2 tRNA genes and 2 rRNA genes are annotated in these 727 nt (G+C 47.2%); all 4 read right to left on the bottom strand.

Features of this window, described 5'->3' with window-relative positions:
* Nucleotides 1–99 (bottom strand): 23S ribosomal RNA (locus KW846_RS29675); the annotation flags it as partial.
* 242 nt (nucleotides 100–341) lie between these two features.
* Nucleotides 342–417, bottom strand: a tRNA-Ala gene (locus KW846_RS29670).
* Between the two features lie 9 nt (nucleotides 418–426).
* Nucleotides 427–503, bottom strand: a tRNA-Ile gene (locus KW846_RS29665).
* A 122-nt stretch (nucleotides 504–625) separates the two neighbouring features.
* Nucleotides 626–727 (bottom strand): 16S ribosomal RNA (locus KW846_RS29660); the annotation flags it as partial.

The following is a 727-nucleotide window of genomic DNA, read 5'->3' as shown; positions in this document are numbered from 1 at the left end:
AGTCTGTTTGCCGACTCCCCGAAGCTTTTCGCAGGCTACCACGTCTTTCATCGCCTCTGACTGCCAAGGCATCCACCGTATGCGCTTCTTCACTTGACCATATAACCCCAAGCAATCTGGTTATACTATGAAGACGACATTCGCCGAAAATTCGATTCTTGCTCATAAAGAGCAACTCACAAATTTTACCTTAGCCTGATCCGTTACCAGTGAAAGTAACGTTCAGTCTATCTTTCTATCACATACCCAAATTTTTAAAGAACGATCTAATCAAAAGACTAGAAATCAATATTCATTGCAGAATATTCATTTCTAAACTCTCAAACTTTCGAAGCAGTTAATGGTGGAGCCAAACGGGATCGAACCGTTGACCTCCTGCGTGCAAGGCAGGCGCTCTCCCAGCTGAGCTATGGCCCCATACAAAATTGGTGGGTCTGGGCAGATTCGAACTGCCGACCTCACCCTTATCAGGGGTGCGCTCTAACCAACTGAGCTACAGACCCAATTTCGAGCGCGTAACTGTTAGCGTTGAGCTATCAGCTTGGAGCTTAAAGCTGCTTCTATCGTCTTCTTCAATGAATCAAGCAATTCGTGTGGGAACTTATGGAGCAGCTGAGTCGTCGATTAAGGAGGTGATCCAGCCGCAGGTTCCCCTACGGCTACCTTGTTACGACTTCACCCCAGTCATGAATCACACCGTGGTAACCGTCCTCCCGAAGGTTAGACT

Origin of the sequence: Pseudomonas sp. PDM32, from assembly GCF_019219225.1 — a bacterium.
GTDB classification, from domain to species: Bacteria; Pseudomonadota; Gammaproteobacteria; order Pseudomonadales; family Pseudomonadaceae; genus Aquipseudomonas; species Aquipseudomonas laurylsulfatiphila.
The sequence above is the reverse complement of the archived record's forward strand: the minus strand, read 5'-3'. Positions and strand labels throughout refer to the sequence as shown.